Source organism: Clostridia bacterium (assembly GCA_014360065.1).
Lineage (GTDB): Bacteria > Bacillota > DSM-521 > Neomoorellales > JACIYF01 > JACIYF01.
Genome location: JACIYF010000135.1, coordinates 1 through 6,040, shown reverse-complemented (window position 1 = coordinate 6,040; position 6,040 = coordinate 1). Strand labels below are relative to the sequence as shown.

4 protein-coding genes are annotated in these 6,040 nt (G+C 50.2%); all 4 read right to left on the bottom strand.

Going from position 1 to position 6,040, the window contains the following annotated elements:
• The coding region (locus H5U02_13350) for a 4Fe-4S binding protein (GenBank protein ID MBC7343408.1) at nt 1-994 on the bottom strand (994 nt) is incomplete at its 3' end.
• Between the two features lie 6 nt (nt 995-1,000).
• Entirely contained in the window at nt 1,001-1,261 is a 261-nt protein-coding gene (locus H5U02_13345) for a (2Fe-2S) ferredoxin domain-containing protein (GenBank protein MBC7343407.1), read from the bottom strand.
• Nucleotides 1,262-1,265: 4 nt separating this feature from the next.
• Nucleotides 1,266-3,308, bottom strand: coding sequence for an iron hydrogenase small subunit (locus H5U02_13340; GenBank protein ID MBC7343406.1), 2,043 nt, complete (start codon nt 3,306-3,308; stop codon nt 1,266-1,268).
• Between the two features lie 80 nt (nt 3,309-3,388).
• On the bottom strand, nt 3,389-5,848 hold the full coding sequence (locus H5U02_13335) for an NAD(P)H-dependent oxidoreductase subunit E (protein ID MBC7343405.1): 2,460 nt from the start codon (nt 5,846-5,848) through the stop codon (nt 3,389-3,391).
• Nucleotides 5,849-6,040: the final 192 nt, after the last annotated feature.

Sequence of the window (6,040 nt, the reverse complement as noted above, 5' to 3'; positions counted from 1 at the left end):
TGACGCGGTTTCGGCGCAAAAAGGGATCTTCTTCCGACACTGCCCCTGGTCCAGCGATACAACCAGTTGAACAAGACAACATTTCAATGAGCCGCGGGCTTTCCGGTCGGCCTGCGTATTCATCAAACCTGGTCAGGAAATCAACGCAATGATCAACGCCGGTGATCACTATAGCATCTGAGGCCATTGGCCCAGTGGTCATCTCGGCTGTATACAATAACCCTCCTTCAATAGGAAACAATTGGGCGCGGCGGGGAAACGGCGGGTCAAAAGGCTCAGGAACAAGACTGGTCATGCTTGTGCTCTGGGTTTCCTGCCACCATTCCCAAATCTCTTGAAAGGTTAGAGCAGCAGCAATGAGTCCGGGCTCATCTTCATTTATTTGCAATACTTCCTCTTTCTTGGCAAAGCAGGGGCCAACAAAGACTATCTGGGCCTCAGGGTACTGCTGTCTCAAGTACCGGGCATGCGCCACCATAGGGGATACAACGGGGGCCAAGTGGGGTAATAAGTGGGGAAAATGTTTCTCCACCAAATTGACTATTGCCGGACACGAGGTAGACAGCAAGGGCCGTTCGAATCTACCATTTGTAGCCGTTTCCAAAGTACGATGAGCCGCCCCTACCATTTCTGCTCCTAAAGCAGTTTCTTGAACTATAGAAAACCCTAAGCGCCGCAACGCAGCCGGAAGTAAACCAGCAACATCCACGGGCAGTGCCCCCGCAAAGGAGGGGGCAACGCTTGCAACTACTTTTAGCCCCCCCTGGAGAAGGCTTCTGACCTTCTCTACGTCGGTGGTGACCCGTTTGGCTTTTTGGGGGCACACCTGGACACAACGACCGCAGACTATACAGCGCTCGTCCATCACCTGCGCATAGAGTTCGCCACCACTCTCTTGCCGTTTGACTTGGATGGCTTTAACCGGACAAGACCGCAGGCACTTGTAGCAGTCACGGCACTTGGCAGGAATGGTACTAATAATTCTTCCGGCCACGTCAATCTAGCCCCCCCCAGAGGAAAGTTTGTTTAAGACATATTCGGAAAAGATGGTCGGAACATCATTCTTGTAGACCTCGGTAAAAACCTCTTCTCCAATCTTAACTGTCACCCCTGAGGTACAATGTTCCATGCAGAAACTTCCTTTTAGAATTACCTTTCCAGTCAGGCCGTGTTCTGCAATTAACTGTTTAAAGGTATCGATAACTTCATTAGATCCCCGCTGAAAGCAGGAGCTGCCGACACAAATAACAATCGTAACCATGGGTTTACCGCCTTCTTTCGGAACCGTTGATTAGCGGGAGCATCTGGGTCCTGAAGACTTCTTCTATATTGCCAAGATTGACTCCTGTCAATATCCTATCATTCACCCTAACGCTTACACCTTCTGAACAATGCTCCAGACAAAACGTAGCTACCAAGTTAATTTTACTAGCCACATGTGAATCCTCGGCCAAGCGAACCAGCCGATCCAGAACCTGATGCGAGCCACGCAGGAAACACCCGGTGCCGATGCAGACCGCGATATTTACTGCTGGTTCTGCAACTGCTTCCAATATCCCATGAATAGTCTCCTTGGCTATTCGCCGCCGCGAGGAATAGGCTGTGTGCAACAGGTGGTGGGCAATTTCACTGTTGGGAGTCTCGAGCCATTGTTGATAAACCTTATTTAAGTGCGGATTTTCACATGGGCTCTGGATCTGGAGCCTGCGGTCAATGGTGTACAAACCTTGCCCCCTCAGCTGCCTATCTTCCTTGTGCTTGGCTACCGGCTGACCTCCTCCACCTACGCAACCATTAGGGCAAGCCATTACTTCTACGATATCATATTTGGCTTCGCCTGCTTGAATGGCTTTAATGAGTTCCTCAGCGTTGCCCAGACCATGGACAATCGCCGCCCGAATTTCTTGACCGGACTGGCTAGCATTTCTCCGCAATGTAACGTCTATACCTCTTATACCCCCGCCTCGCCTAACCTCGGTAAAGCTAATCTGACCTGCGCCATCCTCGCCCATTAGACCAGCTGCAGTACGTAAAACTGCCTCCGCAACCCCTCCGGTTACACCAAAAATCACTCCTGCTCCTGAGGCCAAACTTAAAGGCGCATCTAGTGCTTGTCCTTCCAGCTGGTCAAACATTATTCCCGCTTGGCGGATCATACGTGCAGCTTCCACAGTAGTTAGTACGGCGTCAACGTCCGCAACCGTATCAGTTCGAAACTCTGGTCTTTTGGCTTCAAACTTCTTGGCTATGCAAGGCATTATGGAAACCACAAATATCTGTTCAGGCGAGCGACCGATAGACTGCGCATATAGCCTTTTTAGCAACGAACCCATCATTTGTTGCGGTGATCGGCAGGTAGAGAGATTTTCCAGCAACTCAGGGTGGAATTGCTCACAAAATTTAACCCAGGCTGGGCAACAGGAAGTAAAAAGAGGTAGCCTTTCTGAGTTCTCAAGCCGAGTTAAGAACTCTCGTGTTTCCTCCATGGCCGTTAGGTCGGCAGCAAATACTGTATCAAAAACCCGGTCTACGCCCAGATACCGTAATGCCGCAGCTATCTTATCGGTAGTTTCCTGGCCCGGTGGCAACCCAAATTCTTCTCCCAAGCTAACCCTGACCGCAGGCGCAATTTGAGCTATCACTAACTGATCAGGATCAGCTATCGCCTCCCAAACCCTGTCAATCTCAGATTTTGGCGTTAGAGCACCAGTGGGGCAAATAGCTACACATTGGCCGCAAAATACACACTCAATCTCTCCTAACCCTTTCCCGACCGCAGGCGTTACTTGGGTACGACTGCCGCGGTAAGCAAAGTCAAGAACCCCGATTCCTTGAACCTCTCTGCACATACGGACACAATCTCCACACAGTATACATTTATTGGCATCGCGCACGATGCAGGGGTTGTCCTCTTCTACCGTCTTCTGTTCCAGCCGGGAATCGAAACGTACGCTATTCAGGCCCAGTTTTTGGGCTAGCGTCTGAAGCTGGCATGAACCGTTTTTGTTACAGGTAGTGCAATCCCTGTTGTGGCTAGCCAGCAATAGCTCCAAGTTAGTCTTTCTTAATCTCTGCAGCTCGGGGCTAACAGTACGCACTACCATCATTGGCTCCGGAGCTGTGGAACACGAGGCAACCACTCCTCTTCCTTCGACTTCTACTAAACACATCCGACAAGCACCGTAGACGCTTAGCTCTGAATGATAGCAAAAGGAAGGTATGTCAATTCCATTGTTACGCGCCAGTTCCAAAAGGTTCTTTTCCCCACGAATAGGTACCTCGCGTCCATCAAGCTGTATAGTTCCCATCGACGAAGTTGCTGTGTCGAAGCCAACATCGGCCGCAATACCTCTGGGTAAGAGCATGGTCTCTACCTCCCTGAGACTAATTAGTGTACCAAAACAATAGCTCCGTAGCGGCACCGGCTTAGGCAAGAACCGCATTTGGTGCACCGAGATGGGTCTATGGTAAATGGGTGCTTAAGAGCACCAGATATGGCTCCGGTGGGGCAAATGCGCCGGCAGCCGCCACAGCCGTTACATTTTTCTGGATCAATTTGATAGACTGCAAGCGCTTTACACACACCAGCCGGGCAATGCTTATCAACTACGTGGCTTTCATATTCATGTCGAAAATACCGAAGCGTAGTTAAGACGGGATTAGCAGCTGTCTTTCCTAAACCGCAGAGAGCACTCTTCTTCAGCGTGTGGGCCAACTCCAGCAGTAAATCGATATCTTCTGGACGGCCCTTCCCTTCGGTTATTCTAGTTAGAATGGCCAAGATTTGTTTGGTTCCTTCGCGGCAAGGCAGGCATTTCCCACAGGATTCACTTTGGATGAAGGTCATAAAAAACTTGGCCACCTCAACCATGCAGGTATCTTGACCCATGACTACCAAACCACCCGACCCTACCATCGCACCCGCCGCTGCTAAGCTATCAAAATCAAGGGGTAGGTCAAGGTGATTCGCCGTTAGGCATCCTCCCGAGGGGCCACCGATCTGGACCGCCTTGAAAGCTTTGCCCTCCCTCATACCTCCACCGATATCGAAAACTATTTCCCGTAAAGTCGTTCCTAGCGGGACTTCAATCAAACCGGTGCGAGCTACTTGTCCAGCCAAGGAAAAAGTTTTTGTACCTGGACTTTTCGGAGTTCCTATCGCACTAAACGTCCTTGGCCCTTCTAAGATAATCGAAGGTACATTGGCCAGAGTCTCCACATTGTTAATTACGGTGGGGCAACCCCAAAGGCCATGTTTTACTGGAAAAGGCGGCCTTGGCCTAGGCATTCCGCGCTTTCCTTCAATCGAGGCCAAAAGCGCCGTTTCCTCCCCGCAAACAAAGGCTCCGGCACCTTCCTTGATCTTGATCTGGAATGAAAAATTGCTTCCGAGGATGTTGTCACCCAAAAGTCCATACCGATTAGCTTCCTCCACCGCTAACTGTAACCGCTTAACAGCCAGTGGATACTCAGCCCGAACGTAGATAAAGCCCTCGTTTGCACCAATCGCATAGGCGGCTATAGCCATTCCCTCTAAAACCCGGTGGGGATCACCTTCCATAACGCTCCTATCCATGAATGCCCCCGGGTCACCTTCGTCGCCGTTGCAGACTATGAACTTTTTGTCGCCTTTAGCCTGGGCCGCTAGTTCCCATTTAGTACCAGTTAAAAATCCAGCCCCGCCCCTTCCCCTTAGTCCGGATTCCTTTATCAAACTAACCACTTCAGCCGGTTCCATATCAAAGATGGCTTTCGCCAAAGCCTGGTACCCACCAATGGCAATGTACTCCCTAATATCCTCACAATCAATTTCGCCACAATGGGCAAGAACTCTCTTATGCTGCTTAGCATAGAAAGGAATATCCCGCCAGTTTTCAAAGGTATGGCCCTCTTCAGAAGCATAAAGTAAACGGGAAACAACCTGGCCATTTTCAACTGTGGTCTCGACTATCTCCTTAGCATCTTCTGGCTTTACATGGCAGTAAAGGATACCTAGGGGTTCAACCCGAACCAAGGGGCCAATTTGGCAGTACCCGTGACAGCCTGCTTTAACAAGTTGGGCGGCGCGTCCACCATGGCCTTGTTCAAGTTTTTCCACATCAGCGCTTAGCCCTCTAGTTGCAATTTCTCGCTTAAGCGCTCGATAAACGTCCTCGGCTCCGCTGGCAATGCATGCAGTTTCCATGCAAACTAAAAGGCGCATAGCCGGTGCATCCATCACCTGCTTAGCCTGAGACTGAAGCTGGACTAAGGCAGCCCGAGAGCCCAGCGGCAAAGGTAAATGGCCAGGAACATGATAAGCCTCATCCTCTCGGGGGGAAACTATTTCCGTGCCGTCCGAGACCGAGGTGGTAACTGCTAATGGCCTAGCCTGTTTTAGCCTATCAACCAGTTTCTCCGCTTCTTCAGCAGTCATCTGTCCGTATACTTCCCGATCGTTAACCATTACCACCGGGGCCAGCCCGCAGGCCCCCAGACAGGCTACTCTTTCTACCGTAAACATTAGGTCGGAAGTAGTATCTTCTTCTTCGCCCAAACCCACTTTCTCTCGTATAGCAAACCGCACCGCCTCAGAGCCCCTTACGTGGCAAGCTGTTCCATCACATACCTTGATTACATAATGACCCTTCGGTGACATGGAAAACTGGGAATAGAAAGTAGCAACTCCGAAAACAGTTGCGGGAGGCAAACCTAGGGAGGTCGCCACATAGGTCAGCACTTCTTCAGGCAAATAGCGGTATTCGGCCTGGAGTTCTTGTAAAATTGCCACCAAATTGCTAGGATTACGTTTATACTTCTCGATTATGCTGGCCAAACGGTCAAACTTCCTCGTCAGGGCTACGGTCATGGCAAGCTCCCCCTATTCTGATTTCTTATAAATGTCTGGAGGGCTAACTACCCATATCCCAGTGGCTACTGCATCGCCTGGGTTAAAAATCGTTTCCGGCGAGTAGAAAATAAAATAAGCAAAATCACCTTCGGATAAAAGATAGGTGTGCTTCTTGGTTCTTAGTTCCAAAGTACCCTCTAATACATAGAT